Raw genomic sequence first — 16,781 nt, 5'->3', positions numbered from 1 at the left:
AATACGTCGAAGGGCCCTACTGTTCGCAGTGGGGCCCTTCGACGTTCTCCGTCTCAGTTTCCGTCTCAGTTCGTTTCCGGGAGCTCCCAAAGAGCGTCGCCGACCTGCTGCGCGACCTTGCGGAGCATGGTCCCCGTCACGTGCATGTACCGAGCGCGCATCCGGGCCGCTCCCCCAGGCTCCCAACCCATGATCGAGTCGATCACGACGTCCGGGACGCCGAGGATCAGAAGGACGGTCGCGGCGGTGTGGCGAGCGTCATGGAGACGGCCGTCTCGTACGCCGGCGTCCCGGAGAAGCCTCTTCCAGACATGGAAGTCGGTGTTGGGGCTCAGCGGTCCGCCGACCGGCGAGGCGAAGACGTACCCCTTGCCCTCCCAGTCGGCACCGGCCGCGCCCCGCTCCCGCTCCTGGGCTTCCTGGTGCTGGCGGAGAATCTTGATCAGCGGATCGGGCAGGCCGATGGTGCGTCGGCCCGCGCGGGACTTGGTGGACTTGTGCTCGCGGCGCGTCTGTTCCCGCTTGGGGCAGTAGCCCGCCTTCCGGCCGCAGGGTTCGCCGCCGCAGCCGTGCGCGTACTTCGGCCGGAGCCGGTTCTTGCGGATGCGGACGTACCCCGCGTCCAGGTCGACGTCTTCCCAGTGCAACCCGAGCGCCTCACCCTGGCGGAGACCAAGCGCCAGGGCGACGACCCAGCGCGCACTGTTACGAAGCTTGGCCGCCTCGACGAGGAGGCTCTGTACCTCCTCGATCGTGTACGGCTCGATGTCCTCCTCTTCCAATCGGGGAGCCTTGGCGATCTCGGCCGCGTTGGCGACGACATGCCCGCGTCGGACCGCTTCGCCGAGGGCGACCCGGATCGTGCGATGCGCGTGATGAGCGGTGCCGGCGGAACTCCCGGAAGCCTGCATCTTCCGATAGAAGCGCTCCAGGTGCTCCGGCTCCAGGCGGTCAAGTTTGTGAGCGCCGAGGCCAGGCACGAGATGAACGCGCACGTCGACCTCGTAACCGTCGTACGTGTTCTCGGAAACGTACGGCTTGGCGATGTTCTCGACCCAGTGCTCAAGCCAGGCTTGGAGCGTCCAGCTCTGCCCCGGCTTCCTGAGCTTCCTGTCGTCCCGCGCCCGCTCCATTTCGCGGACCGCCTTGGTCACCTCGGCCTTGGTCTTGCGCTCGATGTGGCGGCGGTCGGGCTTGCCGTCATCACGGACGCCGACTGTCACCCGCCCGTGCCACTTGCCGTCCTTGCCGAGGTAGATGGTCGAGGCCCCGTTGGGCTGGCGGGTGCGCTTCTGCTCTGCCATGTCGTCCCTCTCAGGCCGCGTGGGCGGGTCGGTGGCGGAGCTTGGCCACGTAGGCGGGTACGGCGTCGGCAGGGATCCGGCGGAGTCGCCCGACCGTGACCGACTCGATCTCTCCCGCGAGGACGAGACGGAAGCACGTCGTACGACCGATACGGAGTCGGCGGGCGGTTTCCTCCACCGTCAGGAGGACCAAGGACTGGTCGGAGGTCTCGGGCGCGGTGGCGAGTCGAGGCTCAGCCATGCGTTGGTTCTCCTTCCGTTCCGGGGGCGGGTTCGAGGGATGCGGCAAGCCAGGTCTCGGCGGCGCTGAGGCCGGTGCCGGCGAAGACCCAGTGCGCGAGGACGTACGTCGTCTCGGTGGTCGCGGGGCTGTTGGCCGCTGCCGCTTGTGCTCGGCGCCATGCGGCGCGGGCGTCGCGGAGGGCGCCGAGGGTGGTGGAGTAGCGGCGGGACTTGGTGGAGAAGTGGCCGCGGAAGCCGAGCATGTGGGCCCATGCGCGCAGGCGGAGATGTTCGAGGTCTTTGCGGGCGCCGAGGGTCCAGGCGGTTCGGATGAGTTGGCGGGCGTGGTCGCTGATGTCGAGTTGGGCGAGTTCGGCGGCGAACTTCAGCGGCCGGTCGAGGGCCCCGGTGGCGGTCTCGGCGCCCTTGGTGGCGTACTTGGCGATGTAGGCGGCGACGGCGCGTTCGGTGAGTTCCTGGCCGTCGTTGAAGTCGGCGGATCGGATGGTGCGGACGTCGAGTTGGCGGCCGAAGGTGAAGGTGTGGGTGTGGCCGTCGAGGGTCGGCCCGTCGACGCGGACCTTGGCGGTGGCCGTTTGGATGGCGTCGGTGAGGAGTTCGGCGGTGGCCCATGCCGGGGGCGGTGTGTCGCCACCTTGCGGGCCGTCGAGGCGGATGACGGCGTGGAAGTGGACGGCGCCGCGCTTCTGGTATTCGGCGACCTTGGCGAAGGAGACGCGGGCGTGGTCGCGTAGACGGCGCTGGGACAGGCCCGCTCGCTTGGCGACCTCCCGGCGGAGGTAGATCGAGAAGCGGCGCCAGAGGGCTCCCGCGTGGGCGTTCCAGAGAACGGCCGCTTCGTAGTCGTAGGTGTCGGGGTCGAGCGGGGTGCCGAGGGCGTCGTCGTCCTGGTCGTGGTGGGTGCCGCAGCGGCAGGCGCGACCGTTGGTGCGGCGGTTGTGGACGGGGCCGAAGCCGGGGGCAGTGAAGGTGGCGAAGACCCGGGGGTGAGCGGCGACGTGTTCCGGGGTGCCCTTGCCGCCGCGTAGGCCTGCGGAGATGAGGTGGAAGGTGTCGCGGCGGTAGACCTCGGCGCAGGCCGGGCAGCGGGTCGTGCGCCGGTTGTTGCAGCGGACGAGGAGTTGGCCGGCGGGCAGGTCGGTGGAGTCGAGGTGCTGGAGGATGCGGCCGATCTCGCCGGTGGTGGTGTCGACGTCGTATTCGGTGCGGTGGCCGTCGAGGCGGATGGGGTTGGTGCAGCCGCCGAGGCCGGAGAGTTGGCGGAGGATACCGGGCAGGGTGCCGCCTGCGGCGAGGTTGGTGAGTTCGCGGAGCGGGGGCGGGGTGGTGCGGGTGAAGATGGCTGGCTCCTTCTGGCTGGCTCGGTCAGGAGTGACGGGCCCCGGGGCGGCCGGATGCTTGGCGGTGTCGTGGCCGCCCCAGGGGTCGGGCAGAGGGATCAGCGCCGGTTGTGTTCGCGCAGCAGGGAGCGCAGGACCACGGCGGCGATGGCCACAGAGACGGCCGATACGGCGACGGCGGTGAGCAGCGCGGTGAGGACCACGCCGCCCGTGAGCACGGCGACGACGGCGCCGGTGCTGACGGAGACGGCCGGAAGCGCGGAGCGCCGGACGGGGGCCGGTTCGGTCTGGGTGTGGGTGCGCGAGGGCGGCGGGGTGGGGCTGTCGGGGTACTTGGGCAGAAACACGGTCAGGCTCTCCTTATCTACTCGTCTAGGCATGTGAGCCGTTTATGACGGTCACGCCGGAGCGCGTGCCGGATTCGATGGCGGGGGCCAGGAAGGTGTGGGAGAGCCAGAAGCCGAAGAGGGCGACCAGGACGACGATCCAGGTGCGGACGCCGAGGTACTTGACGGCCGCCCAGGCGAAGAAGCCGAGGACGACGACGAGCGGCAGGTTGAGGGTCACGGGGTGCGGGGTCCTTTCAGCGGACGGGGCAGCGGTGGGTACGGGCGGCGAGTTCGGCGGCGGCGCGGCTGTCGTAGTCGGCGGAGAAGCCGCAGCGCGGTGCGGTGCAGGCGCCGGTGTGCTTTTCGCGGCCCCGGTCGTCGTAGGCGGTGCCGACCTGGACGGGGCCGATGCGGGTGACGTTGCGGAAGCGGCGGTTGGCGGTCACGGGTCCTGGTTCTCCTTTCAGAGCTGGGCGGCGATGGCTTCGGCCATGGGGGCCGGGACGCCGAGGCGGGCGCGGAGGGTCGGGGTGTCGATGGGGTTGCCGGTGCGGGTGTGGTGCTCGGTGGCGACCTTGCGGGCGTGTGCGACGAGGGCGGCCGGGACCGGGACGGTTGGGGTTGGGGGTGCGGGTGGCTGTTCGTCGGCCTGTGTCTTGGGAGCCGGTTCGGGCTCTTGCTCCTGGTCACCGTCGGTGGTCTCTACGACAGCGGGGGCGTTTGGTGTCGTGTGGGCGAGGAGGGTGCCGCCGAGGAAGGCGACGGCTGGCCATCCGGCGACGAGGATGCGCAGCCAGGCGGGGACGTTGCCGAGGTCGAGGAGGCCGGCGGTGGCGATGTTCGCGCCGAGGGAGGCGACGAGGGCGATGACGAACCAGCACCAGGCGGCGGTTTTCGTGGTGCCGGTGCGCAGTCGGCGCCAGGCGGCGACGAGCAGGAGGTCGACGGAGATGGGGTAGGCCCAGGCTTTCCATCCGTCCTGGCCGGCGGCTGAGGCGACGTCGTGGAGGTGGGCGAAGGACAGTGCGGCGGCGATGAGCGCCTGGACGAGCACCGCGTCGACGCGGGCCAGCTGGGCGCGCATGATGCGGCTCCTTCCGGTTTCGGGCATGGGAGGGGTAGGGGCATGGCGCGGAGAGGCCGGGGGTGGGTCAGTCGGTGACGGGGTGCGGCTGCACGACCGGGCCCGGTGTGGTGAGCGGTCGTACGGGGACGTCGGGCCGGAAGGGCTTGAGGGCGGGAACGTCGGGGACCAGGTCTGCTGTGTCCTGGCAGATGGCGGCAGCGTCGGCGAGGGAGAGGTAGGGGGTGCGGATGCGGGACCAGCCGCCGGAGGTGTCGCCCGCGACGGCGAGGCCAGGTGTCTCGGGGGCGATGGAGCAGGCGGCGTGGACGGCTTCGGGGGCGATGTCGCCGAGGGCCATCTTGGCGGAGGCTTCGTCGTTGACGCGGTGGCAGACGCGGCCGGTGAGCTGGGCGCGGAGCATGGTGGCGCCCTTGCCGAGTTCGGCACCGAAGCGCTGGCCGCAGACTTCGAGGTAGATGCCGGCCGCGCGGCCGAGCTGGGCGAGGCGGATGAGCTGGGTGACCATCTCGTCGCGGCGGTCTTCGTCCTTGCGGGTGGCGGTGAGGAAGAGTTCGGCCACCTCGTCGATGAACAGGACGATGGGGGTGGGGCGTTGGGCGTCGGGCAGTCCCCAGATGTCGGAGGTGATCTCCTCGTCGGGGGTGTCCGGGGCGATGCCCTGGCGGGCCTTGACCAGGTCGTAGCGGTCCTCCATTTCCTTGACGAGCACGGGCAGCAGTTCGGCGGCTTCGTCGGGGTCGGTGGCGAGGGCGGAGAGGCGGGCGGCGAAGGGCGCCAGTTCGACGCCCCGCTTGCAGTCGATTCCGACGAGCGCGACGCCGTCTTGTCGGGCGAGTCCGGAGATGAGGTGACGCAGGTACATGGACTTGCCGGACAGAGTTGCGCCGAGGGTGAGTTGATGAGGCACGGTGCGGTAGTCGCGGACGAAGGGCATGGCGTCCTCGCGCAGCGCCACCGGCACCTTGAGGAAGCCGCCGCCGGTCTTGCGGGGCATCCGGACGCGGCGCAGCACGTCGTACCCGACGAGCCGCAGTTCCACGACGCCCGGTTTGACGGTGGTGACGTAGACGGCGTGGACTCCCCAGGCGTGCCGCAGGCGTTCAGCCGAGGCGGCGACGTCGGCGGGTTCCTGCCCGGGAGCGAGCCGGAGCCGCAAGCGCAGCCCGGTTGAGGTGGGACGGAGGATGCCCCGGCGGGGCGGGACCGGCCGAATCTCCCGCCGGGTGGTGGCCTTGACGGCGAGGACCCTGAGCCGAGAGGGCGCCACGGTCAGGCCGCAGGCTTCCATGACGGAGCCGTACGAGCTGAGGAGGCGGACCGTGGACATCGGGCCGCCGACTGCGGACCAGTAGAGGGCCGGGTGCCTGGCCCGGGTGTAGGCGGCCCCGCCGCCGAGTGCGGCGAGGGGACCACCCACCTCCAGGAGTGTCGTCAGGTCGGACATCAGGCGGCAGCCCCGGCGCTGGCCGGGAAGGCGGCCGGGGTGACGGCGGCGGCGCGGTAGGCGATGCCGTGGCGCTGCTGGCCGTTGAACACGGACTCCCACGGCCGGGCGATGAGCCCCGGCAGCGAGACGGGCGAGCCGAGGACGAGCCCCTCAGAGACACCGCCCTCGGGAACGGTGACCTTGATCAGAGCGGACTCCCCGTCCTCGATGTAGACGACGCCGATGGTCATCAGCGCCTCACCGCTCACCGCGTCCTTGGCGATCTCGCCGGTCTGGCGGTCGCGGACCTTCGGCTCGGGGGCCTCGGTCAGCAGGATCGTGGCGGCGGTGGTCTCCACACGGATGGTGCGCACAGGACACTTCCTATCTACTCGTCTATACATGTAGCGATCTGCGAACCCGATCTCCCGGGCTCACGACGATCACCCTGCCACACAACTTGCCCACTCGTCTATACGAGTAAGCGTGTTGGGGTGTACGAGTTGAGAAAGCGTCCCCCGCGCACCACCGCAAACCATGACGATCAGGTGGCAGGAAGCTGGTACGACAGGACGTAGGCGTCCGCCGCCATGACCGTGTCGCACACCTCGACGGCCCGCCCCTCGGTGTCGAAGGCGGTCCGGACCAGGTGGATCACGGGCACGCCGGCCGCGAGGTGGAGCGTCTTGACCTCGGAGGGCGAGGGCATCCGGGCGCGGATCTCCTCTTCGAAGTGGTCGAGGCGGTGGCCGAGCTCTTCGAGGCGGGCGTAGATGCCGCCGGGGCCGGGGTTGGGTTCGGCAATCTGAGTGCCGCGGGCGATGTCGAGGGGGAGATAGGAGGTGGCGAACTCCACCGGCCGCCCGTCCAGCAGATACCGGCGCCGCCGGGCCAGCACACGCCGCACGGACCCGAGCCGGGTAGAGACGTCCTGACTGGCCTTCTCTTCCTTGACCTCAAGGCTGTCGACCTGCGGATGACTGCCGGCCGCGTCCGCCTCCACGATGAACGCGGACTTGCCCTGCTCGCGGTGGCGGCGGGCGAACCGGTCGGAGGCGAGGCGCCGCACGGGCGGCCGGGGCCGGACGAAGACGCCCTTGCCGTGCTCGGCGTGGACCAACCCTTCGCCGGTGAGGACGGAGAAGGAGTTGCGGACGGTCATCCGGGAGACCCCGTAATGCTCGACCAGTTCCGCCTCGGAGGGCAGTTTCTCGCCCTCGCGGAATCGCCCACGGTCGATCGCCTCGCGCAGCTGGTCGGCGATCTGCCGGAAGACCGCACGATCGCTCGTGGGGTCGAGATCTCCGAGGAGGCCCGAAGAAAGAGGACTCACTGTGTGTACTCCTTTAGGTATCTAGACGAGTGGGCGAGTGAAGTTGCTACGGTGGAGAGCCTAGCCATCCGGGAGGGCCGAGGAACGTGAGCACAGAACGCCCGCACTCCGTGAGCGTCGCCGGGGTCGTCGTCGACGCCCAGGGCCGGGCCCTCCTGATCCAGCGCCGTGACAACGGCAAGTGGGAGCCGCCGGGCGGTGTCCTCGAACGCGAGGAGACCATCCCCGAGGCCCTGCAACGCGAAGTCCTCGAAGAGACCGGCATCAAGATCGCCCTCCCGGCGACTCTCACCGGCGTCTACAAGAACATGACGGGCCTGATCGTCTCCCTGGTCTTCCGCTGTGAGGCCGCGGACGGCACGCCCACGACCGGCGACGAGACCCGCGCCCTGCGCTGGGCCACCCGTGAAGAAGTCTCCGAGCTTGCCGACGAGGCATACGCGATCCGCGTCACCGACGCACTCGACGCCACGACCCCGCCGGCCGTCCGCGCCCATGACGGCGTGAAACTCGTCTAGCCCGAACCCGCTGCACATGGCGGCCTACCAGCACGAAGGAACTTGTATGCACGAGTATACGAGTCGAGTCCGAGTCTGGGGACTGACTTGCCCAGGATTTCCCGAAGAGGTCAGCCGGGCCCGCCGCTGGACGAGAGACATCCTGCGCGGATCGCCCCTGGCAGACGACGCAGCCCTGATCGTGAGCGAGCTGAGCACGAACGCGCTCCTCCACACGAGCAGCGGCGGGGAACGCGGAAGCTTCCACCTGGCCCTGGCGGTGGCACCGCAGGTGATCGCACTGTCGGTCACGGACGACGGAGGCGGCGGCGCCCCGAAGGTCGAGCACCAGGACCAGGACGCCGAACACGGCCGAGGATTGGGCATGGTCAGCGCTCTCGCGCACAGGGTCGTCGTCCAGGGCGCGGGCGGCGGCTACACGGTCACCGCGGAACTCTTCGTGAACGCCCAGCGGGGAGGCCACCCGTGCTGATGGACAAGCCCCGGCGGGGTTTCTGGTGCGAGTGCTGGACCGAAGACCTCACCGACGGGACGCGGTGGCCGGCACTCCGGGCATCCTTCGACGCCTACTCCGCACCTCAGGCGGACAGATGGGTCGCCATCGCCCTGCGCACCATCTCACCCGCACTCGACCCGGACGCCTCGGATGAGGTCTGGGCCTGGCTCCACGACGGCCGCGCCGAAACCCGACGAGCCCTCCTGCGCTTAGAACCCTCCACGGTGTCAGTCACCCAGGCCAGCACCCGCATCACCTGGACAATCCGGCCAGTCATCTTCCTGCCGCTGGCACACCGCCAAGAGGCCGAACCCCCAGCCTGCGCATACGCCTTCAAGCCTCACAGGCCCGAGTGAGTTACAACTTTCTCTACTGGTTCAAGCCGGCTGCGCTCCGCTCCGCCGGGCGCGCTCCCGGCTCCGCCGCGGGCGCCGCTCCTGCCTTCGGCCCGCTCCGCCCGCGCTGCGCCGACGCGCGCCCACGGGGCCAGGGCCGGGCCATGGGTCGATCACCGTAGAGAGCGGCGACTGGTCAGAACGGCCTCCGGCGGGGGCGCTCAGGCTCCGAGATGGCGGGGGCGCCGTTCGCGAGTGCCGGCGGACAGTGGCGTGCGCGGGGTGCTCCCATCCCGTCTGCCATCGACCCAGGCAGAGCCGAGCAGACGCGGCCCATGGCGTCCAGGTCGTTCGTACAGTGGCGCGCTCCACCTGGACGCCATGAACCACGCCCACTCCACGGTGTGTGGGCCGACGGCAGACGGGATGGGAGCTGGGGTGAGTGGTGGGTGGGGCTTTGCAGGTGACCTTGCGCTTGTACTCTCCGATCTGGAGTATTTAACCGTGGGGGAATTATGCGTATATGGTACTTTTTCGCCGCTATACCGTTTTGCGCGATCGGCATGTTTTCCACCTTTGCCGCAATCGTGTGCTGGTTTGATCGCATTAAGACGGATTGGCTCAAGACCTTCAAGGTATTTTCGGTTGTCGGAGTGGTGAGTTGGGCGATAGTGGTCTTTCTCTTGTTGCTGTGAGACCCGCCGCATCGGCAACAACCTGTCAAGTAGCTCACTGACGTCTGGCACCAACGGCAGCGCCGACCAGCAATGAACCTCAGCGGACCGGCTACGCAGGCAGAAGTCCGAGTGGCCCAGCACGCCGGGGTCGCGTGATCGACCTGATAGGGATGAGGTCCAGTGGTTGCAGTACAGCAGCGAAGTACAGCAACCCCAGCAACCGGTAGCGCGCCACACCGGCCGTCAAGGGCCTTCCGGCAGCCTGTATGACCGCTGATGGCCGATCTCTGTAGAGCTACGGATCAGGAGTTCTCCGTGCCACATCCGTGCCAGATCCAGCAGGGAGCCACGGGGAACGGCAGAGGCCGGCGGGTGACTGTTCCTCGGTCCGCCCAAGTGGACAGTCCGCAGGTCAGAGGGGCACTCGCCTAACCTCGCTCCTAAAGCGGTGTTCCAGGAGCGTCAGCGCCACCAGCCGTGGTCGCTACGCTCGGACTCGTGAGCGAACCCGCCCGCCTCATAGCGAACCACCGAGTCCACGTCGTGCCTGTTGTGTTGGCCCTGGCCAATCCACCATGGCAGCGGGACGTGTGGCTCGACCCGTCAGCGTTCGAAGACCTGGACCATGTTTTCCACACCCTCTTCGACGACTTCTGCGACGCCGACGAGCCAGAGCGGTACCTCGGCGTCAGCCTCCGAAGTGACGAAGAGGTTGTCCTGATGAGAGAGCTCGGTGTCGCGCTGAACGCCGCGGCGGCCGAGGCGCCCAACGACACCGACGCGGAGTACCTCCAAGCCTCCGTCTGGCCAGAAGTCGTGGCCATCGCCGGACGCCTCGCTCAGGTCATGGTCGCGAACGACCTGAGGGAACTTGCCGTGCTGCTCGACGAAGGGGCCGTGCCAGACCCGTGCCAGGTCGTGCGGGGAACCACGGGGAGCACCGGCGATCAGCGCGGCGGACGCCCCAGCTCCGACATGGCTTCGTCGCAGGTCAGCCGGGCAGCTGCTCGTAAGCGCCCCTAGCTTCCCAAGCTCAGGGCTTCGGCCACAGGATACGCGGTGGCCACCAGACGCGTGATTCTGTAACTTGCCCCCATGACCGACAACCGAAGGGGCAATGCCGCGTAGGCGCCCGTCAGCCCTGCGGGGCGATCTCCCTATCCGCCCCTGGAGGCGGCGACGGTATCCGTTCATTGATCGCCTGTCCGGCGGCTGCACAGCTGACCTGCGTCGGCTGGAGCGAACCCGCTTCTGGCCCGAAGCCACGGAAGAAGCGTTCTGGCACTGGCAGGCCTATGCTCATGGCCCCCTCAGGCACCTTGTAGACCCCCTCACGGGTCCCGATTGCGGAATCCCTGAGTGCGGGTGTTACGGCGCCGGCTTCCGTGAGCACCTCGAAGCCGTGCTTCACGCACTGCCCAGGAAGAGCGCGCGCGAGTTGCGTGCCCTCGTGTGGGCCCTCGACGGGAAAATTCTGGCAAGAGCCAGGGTCATCCCGGCTGACAGCCTAGACGCGCCATGGTGGCAAGGTCAGCTCTAGGACCATGGGCGGCCGTCTCAGTTTCCGTCTCATTCAGCCCCGTTCACGGCCGTTCAGGCGAGATCCGAAGCCGTCCCCGCACCGGCAGCCAGCCGTCCATGAACGCAGGTGAACGCCCCTGCACTCGCGCCAACACCCCACCACCACAGTTGGAAAGCGTGTTGGGGGCAACCCCTCACGAGTTCGAATCTCGTATCCTCCGCCAGTGCCTCACCGGGCACGTTGTCGAAGGGCCCCCTGGAAACAGGGGGCCCTTCGACGTTTTCCTCAGTCGCCGTTGTCCCTGGTTTTTATCCACAGGGGCGTATCCGGGGCTCCCCGGATCGCCTCCCACCCCATGATCTGTGCTCGTGATAATCCGTGTTCCGGCTCAGTGGACCACACCACACCACTGGCCGAGTGAAGCGGTACGAGTCCGCGATCACGCGTGGGCAGGGCTCGCGGATTGGTCCTTGGCTTCCTTGTCCTACGGAGTCCTACGGACCGTGGTGACCTGGTAGGGGCATTCATACCAGGAGTATGGTGACTTGTATGGCGACGAAGAAAGTCACTGTGACGATCCCCGAAGATCTGCTCGACGAGATCCGTGCCGACGCGGCTGAGCGGGGACTTTCGGCGTATGTGGCCGAAGCGCTGCGGTTCAAGCGCGATCGGGATCGGCTGCTGGAGCTGGTCGAGTGGTTGCAGGAGGAGCACGGTCCGGTCACCGAGGACGAGCACGCTGCAGCGCTCGCGGAACTGGACGAACTCGACGCCGAGCACGAGCGCCGCCACCCCGCCGGGGGCCGCAACGCCGGAGAAGCTGCGTGACGAAGCGAGCCGGTGAGCACAGGCAGCGGCCACTGCGCGTCTTCGTACTCGGCTGCGAAGCCCTGTCCCTGGCCGTGCGCGGCGACCGGAAGATGATCGCCTGGCTCGACCTCGCAGCCCGAGGTGAGGCCGAGGTGATCACGTCCCCCATGACACTGGTCGAGGCGTTCGACGGCAGAACCACCGAACAGCGCTGGGACTGGGTGCTCTCCCGGCTCAAAGTCGTCGACATCGGAAAGGACGAGGCCCGCCAGGCCCGTCGGCTCCTGGCCGGCGCCAAGCTGCACGGTCACAAGTACGCGATCGATGCCGTGCTCGCTGTCATCGCACGCCGGCAGAAGGGGCACGTCACCGTCTTCACCTCGGATGTGGACGACCTGGAGAAGCTCCTCCCGGAGACCGTCGTCGTCAAGAAGGTATGACCGGAGTCCCCGTTGCGTCTCCCGCCGCTCACGCCTCGGCCGGCCACTTCACCACCGCGTCCCCGTGCTCGGCCGTGTGGGCGTAGAACGTCGTCAGTTCCTGGTGTGCCTCGGCGAAGGCGCGGCGTGTCTCGGGCTCCGCGGGCTCGCCTCCGTAGCGGGGCAGGAGGGTGTGCCGGGCGGTGTTCCAGAGTTCGTCGAAGTCGGCGGTCGTCAAGAATCCGGCCACCCCGCGGGTCCGGGCGGCCGTCAGTACCAGCAACGGCGGTCCGTGCCGGTCGGCGCGGAACACGGGGTGCCCGCCGAGCACCACGTCCGGGCCGTGCGGGGACGCGTCGGCGTAGATGCACCCCTGGTCAGGGCGGCACTGGTCCAGCACGTCCTCGCAGTGCAGCCCTGGTGGGGGCAGGACGGTTTCGGCGGTGCCGGTGAAGAGCCGTTCGAGCCAGGTCGGGCTGTTGCGCAGGGCAGGGGCCGGAACCGCTCGCAGACGGAGGTACGCACTCATGCAAGAAGGAGCGCACGGGGGAGCGGAAGCATCACCCCGCACCGCCGCCACCGTCACCAGCGCCACCACCGTCACCACCGCGCGCTCGCGGGATGTTGTGACACTTCTGTGAGTCCGCACGCTGGTCACGATGGGGCCGTCGACGCGACCGGAGCGCGGCGGGCGACGTGGACTCGGCTGTGATCGGTGCGAACGAGGGCAATCTTGGGCCAGGTACGGCAACCCCGGCGCGTACAGGAGTACGACGGGGATCTGGGCGCTGCGGTCGCACGGGCACAGGAGGGCGACGAGGCCGCCTTCGCGGTCGCCTACCGGATCGTGCAGCCGAACCTGCTCGGCTACCTCCGCGGGATCGTCGGCGACGACGCCGAGGACGTGGCGTCCGACGCCTGGCTGGAGATAGCCCGCGACATCGGGCGCTTCAAGGGCGACGGGGCCGGCTTCCGCGGCTGGACCGCGACCATCGCCAGGCACCGGGCGCTGGACCATCTGCGGCGCCGCCGCGTGCGGCCCCAGGCGGCCGGGACCGACCTGGAGGCGCTGGACCTGGCCGGCCCGCACAACACCCCCGAGCAGGCCCTGGAGTCGATCTCCACCGAGCGGGCCCTGGAACTCGTCCGCGGACTCCCGCGGGACCAGGCCGAGGCCGTGCTGCTGCGGGTCGTCGTCGGCCTGGACGGTCCCGCCGCCGCACGCGTGCTGGGCAAGCGCCCCGGAGCGGTGCGCACCGCGACGCACCGCGGCCTGAAACGCCTCGCCCGTCAGCTGGGCATCGGCGGTGCAGCGGAGCAGGGTGTGACGGATGAGGCTTCCCGCACGCTTGGGGAGTCGACATGAACAACGTCGGTGACGGTGGTCGGCGGAAGGACACCGGGCTCGGCACACCGCACGAGGACGGAACGGCCGGACAGGGAACGGAATCGGACATGAGCGAGCGGCGGAGCGGCGGCGGAGCACCGGGCCGTCGGCGTACGCAGACCGGCGATGCCCTGTCCGGCCCCGCGGGCGCGAGTGGCGCGGGTAACCCAGGTGACGCGGGTGACGCGGGTGTGCTGGAGTCGGTCCTCGCGACCGCCATCCGCGCGGACGATCTCGCCCCCGACGCCGAGCAGCGGGCCGTGGCCGCCTTCCGGGCCGCCCACTCCGCAGGCGGGCGACCGGCGCGCACCCGGACCCGGCGCCGGGACGACTGGCGGCGGCTTGCGGAGAAGCGGCGGTCCCGCCGTCCGGTGAAGCTGACGTTCGGCGTGGTGTTCGCGGGGCTCGCCCTGGGCGGTGTGGCGGTCGCGGCCGTCGGCTCCTCCACCGATGCCACCGGCAGCGGCAGCGGCACCGGCCGGGGCACCGCGCGCCCTTCGGCCGTCGCCCCGGACCGGCCGGGCGACGCGGGCTCGTCACCGTCCTCGTCCGCCGGCGGCGGGCGGCCCACGGACCGGCCCGCCAACGCCCAGGACACCGCGGCCCACTGCCGTGCCTACGAACAGGTCCAGGGCCGTGGCAAGGCCCTCGACTCGACGGCCTGGCAGCGGCTCGTCACGGCGGCCGGGGGCGATGACAGGGTCGCCGCCTACTGCTCCGAGCAGCTGACCGGCACCGGCAGGTCCGCCAAGAGCACCCCCGGGAACAGCCAGGCGAACGGCGGCCAGGACAACGGCAAGGACAAGGACAAGGCAAAGGACAAGGACAGATAGCCGGGGGGAACCGCCCGATGGATGACGCAGCATGGAGCAGCGCACGGCACCCGGTGCACCGCGCACCGCGCACCGCGCACCGCATGCGGGATACCGGATACGGGATGAGCGAGACCGACGAGGAGTACGGCCAGTGACCAGCGACGACCGCACAGGACCGCCCAGCTTCGGCAGTGAACGCGACATGCTGCGGGCCTTCCTCGACTACCACCGGGCGACCCTCGCCATGAAGTGCGAAGGACTCACCGACGAGGAGTTGCGGCAGCGGTCCATGCCGCCGTCGACGTTGTCGCTGCTCGGTCTGGTGCGGCACATGGCGGAGGTGGAACGCGCCTGGTTCCGCCGGGTGTTCGAGGACAAGGACGCGCCCATGGTGTGGTCCGACGAGATCGACTTCCAGGCGGCGTACGACGCGAGCCGGTCGACCAGGGAAGAGGCGTTCACGGCCTGGGAGGCCGAGGTGGAGACCTCGCGCCGTATCGAGCGCGCGTCCGACTCCCTGGACCGGGCCGGGTACCAGCCGAGGTGGGAGGAGGAGGTGTCGCTGCGGATGGTGATGCTGCACGTGCTGCTGGAGTACGGCCGCCACAACGGGCACGCCGACTTCCTGCGCGAGGGCGTCGACGGGACCGTGGGCGCCTGAACACGTCTGGACGCGCCCGTGCGGTCGGGCTCGGGGGCGGCGGCGGGGAACGGCGCGGCTAGGCGGCGATGCGTATCTTCTTCGTCACCGTCACCTGGTCCAGGTCGGACACCCGTACCGTCACCGCCATCGTCCACTCGCCCGCGATCGGGAGGTTGACGGAGTCGGCCGCCCAGTAGCCGCCGCGGTCGGTCACGTTGGCGGGGAGCGGGCCGATCTTCTGGGCGGCGAGGGTGAAGGAGAGCCGGAGTTCGGGGACGGCGGAGATGCCGCCGTCGGGGCCGAAGACGACCGCCTGTACGGAGTTCGCGCCGACCCGGCCCGGGTCCAGGGTGATCTGCACCTTGCCGTAGCCGTTCGGGGTGCCGACGTCGAAGGGGACCGTGGCGACGGAGGCCGCGGGGATGCCGGTGGCGACCGACGACGTTCCCTGCTCGGCCGCCTCGGCCGCGGCCCGGCCGGGCAGGGTGCCGGTGAGGATCGTGGTGATGCCCAGGACGGCGACGCCGACGGCGACTTCGGCGAGGACCGAACGGCGCAGGGCGGCCTGGTGGTGGCCGGCCGGGGTGGCCGGAGCACCGGGAGTGGCGGGGACGCCGGGGGTGGCGGGAGGCTCGTCGAGGGGCGGTGTGTCCGCCTCCTCGGCCGGTGAAGCCGGTGAAGCCGGTGGGGCCGATGCGGCCGGTGGAGCCGATGCGTCCGCCGGGGCGCCGACCGGCAGCGGGACGCGCTCGGGGGCCGTCACGACCGGCGCCGGCGACGCCAGTTTCGCCGTCCAGCGACGGGACTGGGAGGCAGCCGCCAGCAGCAGGGTCACCCCGGCGAGTTTGACGAGGAGGAGCCTGCCGTACGACGTGTCCGTGAGGGCCTGCCAGGAGCCGAGGCCGCGCCAGGACTGGTAGACGCCGGTGACGACGAGGACGGTCACCGAGACGAAGGCCACGCGGGAGAAACGGGTGACGACGGCGGCCGGCAGCGGGGTCGCGGAGCGCTGGAGGGTGATGAGGAGGGCCGCGAGGCCGCCCATCCAGAGCGCCATCGACAGCAGGTGCAGGACCGACGACGTCATCGCCAGCGGGACCTGGATGCCGGCCGAGGCGTGTTCCGCCGCCGCCCAGGTCAGGGCCAGGGCGACGGCGAGGGCGGCGGCCATGGCGAGCAGCGGGCGGGACGGGTTGTCGCGGCTCACGCGCTTGCGGAGCAGGAGGTGGAGGGCCGCGATGAGCGCCAGCAGGGCCACCCTGGCCAGCAGGGTGAGGCCGGGGCGGCCGGTCGCGGACTTGGCGAGGGCGGAGAGGTCGAAGGCCGCCGCCGGGGAGGTGCCCTCCTCGTACGGGGAACGCAGGACGAAGAGGAACAGGGTGGCGGCGAGCAGCACCCACCACGCCGTGCGGACCGGGGTGCGCAGCGGGGCGGGGTCCGGCGGACGGCAGACGGCCAGGAAGGCGAGGGCGCCTATCAGCAGGGCCACGGCGAGGTACGCGACGTAGCGGCCGATGTTGTAGAGGCTGCCGGTGAGCGGGTTCTCGACGGGGCCGGTGGAGACGGTCGTCGTGGTCGCCGACGGCTTGCCCACGGAGAAGGTGAGGGCGCCGGAGACAGGGTGGCTGTCCGCCGAGACGACCCGCCAGGCCACGGTGAACGTGCCGGTGCCCAGCTTCTTCGGGAAGGTGATCCGGGCGGTGTCCGAGCCGGCCGGGCCGTGTTCGGCCTCGCCGGTGTCGACCCGGTGGTTGGTGGGGTCGTACACCCGGAACGAGTCGTCGAGCAGGCCGACGGCCTCGGTGAAGGTGAGGGTGACGGACCCCGGCGACGACTTGAGTACGGCGCCGTCGGCGGGGTCGCTGCCGCGCAGGGCGGCGTGTGCGGAGGCGGGGGCGGCCGATGCGAGGAGGAGGGCGGCGAGGAGGGCGCCGAGGAGCGCGAAGGCGCGCAGAACCCTGTGGTTGCCGGTCGGCATCTGCCGCTGGTCGTGTCCTTCGCTCACGTCACCCGCTCCGAGTTCGGAAACACGCGTTCTCTGGTCATACGGTTGGGAAGCCTGTAGCGCTCATTTTGTCTGCGGACTCGTCGTGGCTG

Annotated in this window: 21 protein-coding genes; 9 read left to right on the top strand and 12 right to left on the bottom strand. The window is 70.1% G+C overall.

Features of this window, described 5'->3' with window-relative positions; genetic code table 11:
• Window positions 1–65: 65 nt before the first annotated feature.
• The 10 genes from AB0D74_RS05810 to AB0D74_RS05765 form a co-directional block, all read right to left on the bottom strand.
• Window positions 66–1,304, bottom strand: coding sequence for a tyrosine-type recombinase/integrase (locus tag AB0D74_RS05810; RefSeq protein WP_362580894.1), 1,239 nt, complete (start codon window positions 1,302–1,304; stop codon window positions 66–68).
• 10 nt (window positions 1,305–1,314) lie between these two features.
• The gene (locus tag AB0D74_RS05805; protein ID WP_362580892.1) at window positions 1,315–1,545 is read right to left on the bottom strand and encodes an excisionase family DNA-binding protein; all 231 of its coding nucleotides are present in this window, start codon (window positions 1,543–1,545) and stop codon (window positions 1,315–1,317) included.
• Window positions 1,538–2,824, bottom strand: a complete 1,287-nt coding sequence (locus tag AB0D74_RS05800) for a replication initiator (RefSeq protein WP_362581022.1) — start codon at window positions 2,822–2,824, stop codon at window positions 1,538–1,540. The genes AB0D74_RS05805 and AB0D74_RS05800 overlap by 8 nt, the downstream gene beginning before the upstream one ends.
• A gap of 161 nt (window positions 2,825–2,985) precedes the next feature.
• Window positions 2,986–3,234: a SpdD protein gene (locus AB0D74_RS05795; RefSeq protein ID WP_362580890.1), complete on the bottom strand. Its 249-nt coding sequence runs from the start codon at window positions 3,232–3,234 to the stop codon at window positions 2,986–2,988.
• Window positions 3,235–3,259: 25 nt separating this feature from the next.
• A complete protein-coding gene (locus tag AB0D74_RS05790; protein ID WP_132888888.1) occupies window positions 3,260–3,454 on the bottom strand; it encodes a hypothetical protein in 195 nt (64 codons plus the stop codon).
• A 16-nt stretch (window positions 3,455–3,470) separates the two neighbouring features.
• Window positions 3,471–3,662, bottom strand: a complete 192-nt coding sequence (locus tag AB0D74_RS05785) for a mobile element transfer protein (protein WP_362580888.1) — start codon at window positions 3,660–3,662, stop codon at window positions 3,471–3,473.
• Between the two features lie 17 nt (window positions 3,663–3,679).
• A complete protein-coding gene (locus AB0D74_RS05780; RefSeq protein WP_362580886.1) occupies window positions 3,680–4,300 on the bottom strand; it encodes a DUF2637 domain-containing protein in 621 nt (206 codons plus the stop codon).
• A 67-nt stretch (window positions 4,301–4,367) separates the two neighbouring features.
• Complete coding sequence (locus tag AB0D74_RS05775; RefSeq protein WP_362580884.1) at window positions 4,368–5,747, bottom strand: FtsK/SpoIIIE domain-containing protein; 1,380 nt, start codon at window positions 5,745–5,747, stop codon at window positions 4,368–4,370.
• Window positions 5,747–6,103: a hypothetical protein gene (locus AB0D74_RS05770; RefSeq protein ID WP_351317015.1), complete on the bottom strand. Its 357-nt coding sequence runs from the start codon at window positions 6,101–6,103 to the stop codon at window positions 5,747–5,749. The genes AB0D74_RS05775 and AB0D74_RS05770 overlap by 1 nt, the downstream gene beginning before the upstream one ends.
• Window positions 6,104–6,273: 170 nt before the next feature.
• Window positions 6,274–7,062 carry a GntR family transcriptional regulator gene (locus AB0D74_RS05765; RefSeq protein ID WP_351317021.1) on the bottom strand — a complete coding sequence of 263 codons (789 nt, stop codon included), beginning with the start codon at window positions 7,060–7,062 and terminating at the stop codon, window positions 6,274–6,276.
• Window positions 7,063–7,172: 110 nt separating this feature from the next.
• Here AB0D74_RS05765 and AB0D74_RS05760 point away from each other — a divergent pair, with 110 nt between their 5' ends.
• From AB0D74_RS05760 to AB0D74_RS05735, 6 genes are all read left to right on the top strand, one after another.
• Entirely contained in the window at window positions 7,173–7,580 is a 408-nt protein-coding gene (locus AB0D74_RS05760) for an NUDIX hydrolase (RefSeq protein ID WP_362581020.1), read from the top strand.
• Window positions 7,581–7,626: 46 nt separating this feature from the next.
• Window positions 7,627–8,052 (top strand): ATP-binding protein, encoded by a 426-nt coding sequence (locus tag AB0D74_RS05755; protein ID WP_362580881.1) that lies wholly within the window; start codon window positions 7,627–7,629, stop codon window positions 8,050–8,052.
• Entirely contained in the window at window positions 8,052–8,432 is a 381-nt protein-coding gene (locus AB0D74_RS05750) for a hypothetical protein (protein WP_362581018.1), read from the top strand. The genes AB0D74_RS05755 and AB0D74_RS05750 overlap by 1 nt, the downstream gene beginning before the upstream one ends.
• 1,154 nt (window positions 8,433–9,586) lie before the next feature.
• Window positions 9,587–10,111: a hypothetical protein gene (locus tag AB0D74_RS05745; RefSeq protein ID WP_362580879.1), complete on the top strand. Its 525-nt coding sequence runs from the start codon at window positions 9,587–9,589 to the stop codon at window positions 10,109–10,111.
• 1,048 nt (window positions 10,112–11,159) lie between these two features.
• Window positions 11,160–11,438 (top strand): CopG family transcriptional regulator, encoded by a 279-nt coding sequence (locus AB0D74_RS05740; protein WP_362580877.1) that lies wholly within the window; start codon window positions 11,160–11,162, stop codon window positions 11,436–11,438.
• The gene (locus AB0D74_RS05735) at window positions 11,435–11,860 is read left to right on the top strand and encodes a PIN domain-containing protein (protein WP_362580876.1); all 426 of its coding nucleotides are present in this window, start codon (window positions 11,435–11,437) and stop codon (window positions 11,858–11,860) included. Before AB0D74_RS05740 ends, AB0D74_RS05735 begins: the two co-directional genes overlap by 4 nt.
• Before the next feature lie 28 nt (window positions 11,861–11,888).
• Here AB0D74_RS05735 and AB0D74_RS05730 read toward each other — a convergent pair whose 3' ends face one another.
• A complete protein-coding gene (locus AB0D74_RS05730) occupies window positions 11,889–12,368 on the bottom strand; it encodes a DUF1877 family protein (RefSeq protein ID WP_362580875.1) in 480 nt (159 codons plus the stop codon).
• 204 nt (window positions 12,369–12,572) lie between these two features.
• Between AB0D74_RS05730 and AB0D74_RS05725 the strand changes: the two genes are divergently transcribed.
• The 3 genes from AB0D74_RS05725 (at window position 12,573) to AB0D74_RS05715 (ending at window position 14,702) form a co-directional block, all read left to right on the top strand.
• Window positions 12,573–13,205: an RNA polymerase sigma factor gene (locus AB0D74_RS05725; RefSeq protein WP_362580873.1), complete on the top strand. Its 633-nt coding sequence runs from the start codon at window positions 12,573–12,575 to the stop codon at window positions 13,203–13,205.
• Complete coding sequence (locus AB0D74_RS05720) at window positions 13,202–14,059, top strand: hypothetical protein (RefSeq protein WP_362580871.1); 858 nt, start codon at window positions 13,202–13,204, stop codon at window positions 14,057–14,059. The genes AB0D74_RS05725 and AB0D74_RS05720 overlap by 4 nt, the downstream gene beginning before the upstream one ends.
• Before the next feature lie 133 nt (window positions 14,060–14,192).
• Entirely contained in the window at window positions 14,193–14,702 is a 510-nt protein-coding gene (locus AB0D74_RS05715; protein WP_362580869.1) for a DinB family protein, read from the top strand.
• 58 nt (window positions 14,703–14,760) lie between these two features.
• On the opposite strand, the gene AB0D74_RS05710 is transcribed toward AB0D74_RS05715, so the two are convergent.
• Window positions 14,761–16,662 (bottom strand): copper resistance protein CopC, encoded by a 1,902-nt coding sequence (locus AB0D74_RS05710; RefSeq protein ID WP_362581016.1) that lies wholly within the window; start codon window positions 16,660–16,662, stop codon window positions 14,761–14,763.
• Window positions 16,663–16,781: the final 119 nt, after the last annotated feature.

It is taken from the genome of Streptomyces sp. NPDC048278 (genome assembly GCF_040652195.1).
Classification (GTDB): domain Bacteria; phylum Actinomycetota; class Actinomycetes; order Streptomycetales; family Streptomycetaceae; genus Streptomyces.
This window is presented reverse-complemented; position numbering and strand designations above follow the sequence as displayed.

Coding starts and splice junctions, on each gene's coding strand:
- AB0D74_RS05810 (WP_362580894.1), bottom strand. CDS start 1,304: ATGGCAGAGCAGAAGCGCACCCGCCAGCCCAACGGGGCCTCGACCATC.
- AB0D74_RS05805 (WP_362580892.1), bottom strand. CDS start 1,545: ATGGCTGAGCCTCGACTCGCCACCGCGCCCGAGACCTCCGACCAGTCC.
- AB0D74_RS05730 (WP_362580875.1), bottom strand. CDS start 12,368: ATGAGTGCGTACCTCCGTCTGCGAGCGGTTCCGGCCCCTGCCCTGCGC.
- AB0D74_RS05740 (WP_362580877.1), top strand. CDS start 11,160: ATGGCGACGAAGAAAGTCACTGTGACGATCCCCGAAGATCTGCTCGAC.
- AB0D74_RS05780 (WP_362580886.1), bottom strand. CDS start 4,300: ATGCGCGCCCAGCTGGCCCGCGTCGACGCGGTGCTCGTCCAGGCGCTC.
- AB0D74_RS05755 (WP_362580881.1), top strand. CDS start 7,627: ATGCACGAGTATACGAGTCGAGTCCGAGTCTGGGGACTGACTTGCCCA.
- AB0D74_RS05775 (WP_362580884.1), bottom strand. CDS start 5,747: ATGTCCGACCTGACGACACTCCTGGAGGTGGGTGGTCCCCTCGCCGCA.
- AB0D74_RS05710 (WP_362581016.1), bottom strand. CDS start 16,662: ATGCCGACCGGCAACCACAGGGTTCTGCGCGCCTTCGCGCTCCTCGGC.
- AB0D74_RS05720 (WP_362580871.1), top strand. CDS start 13,202: ATGAACAACGTCGGTGACGGTGGTCGGCGGAAGGACACCGGGCTCGGC.
- AB0D74_RS05750 (WP_362581018.1), top strand. CDS start 8,052: ATGGACAAGCCCCGGCGGGGTTTCTGGTGCGAGTGCTGGACCGAAGAC.